At 68.6% G+C, this 876-nt stretch carries 1 protein-coding gene; it reads right to left on the reverse strand.

What is annotated here, in order from left to right; genetic code table 11:
• The coding region (gene gcvT / locus E8F06_RS00010) for a glycine cleavage system aminomethyltransferase GcvT (RefSeq protein WP_280362957.1) at positions 1 to 876 on the reverse strand (876 nt) is incomplete at both ends.

An 876-nucleotide genomic window follows, 5' to 3' on the forward strand; every position in this document is an offset into this window, starting at 1 on the left:
CGCTCCAGTGGCAGCAGGCCGACACGCTTGCTCGGCACGCCGTCGCGCTGCTGGGCGAAGACCGCGCTGGCGCCGGGGAAGTTGCCGGCGCGCAGGCCGTCGGCGCGGCGGGCCTTGGAGATGGCCCAGACGAGGCTGGCTTCCACCGGGGTGGTGGCGGGGCTCATGTCGTGGCCGTAGAGGCACAGGCCGGCTTCCAGGCGCAGCGAGTCGCGGGCGCCGAGGCCGATCGGCTGGACTTCCGGCTGGGCCAGCAGGGCACGCGCCAAGGCGTCGGCATTCGCGACCGGAACGGAAATCTCATAGCCGTCCTCGCCGGTGTAGCCGGAGCGGCTGACGTAGCAATTCACGCCCATCAGTTCGAGCGTGGTGAATTGCATAAACGTCATGCCGGCTACGTCCGGCGCCAAGCGGCTCAGCGCTTGAGCGGCCTTGGGCCCTTGCAAGGCAATCAGAGCACGGGACTCGAACAGAGACTCGATTTCGCACTGCCCGCCGAGGTGCTTCTGCAGGTGCGCCAAGTCCTGCTCCTTGCAGGCGGCATTGACCACCACGAACAGTTCGTCGTCCGCCAGGCGGGCGACCATCAGGTCGTCGAGGATGCCGCCGTTCTCGTCGGTGAACATCGCGTAGCGCTGCATGCCCACCGGCAGGTCGAGGATGTCCACCGGCACCAGGCTTTCCAGGGCGCGGGCGGCGTTCGCGCCGCGCAGGAGGACCTGGCCCATGTGGGATACGTCGAACAGGCCAGCCTGCTCGCGGGTGTGCAGGTGTTCCTTGAGCACGCCGAGCGGGTACTGCACCGGCATGTCGTAGCCGGCGAAGGGCACCATGCGGGCGCCGAGTTCGAGGTGCAGGGCGTGCAGCGGGGTTTTG

Origin of the sequence: Pseudomonas sp. BN411 (genome assembly GCF_029871235.1) — a bacterium.
GTDB lineage: Bacteria > Pseudomonadota > Gammaproteobacteria > Pseudomonadales > Pseudomonadaceae > Metapseudomonas.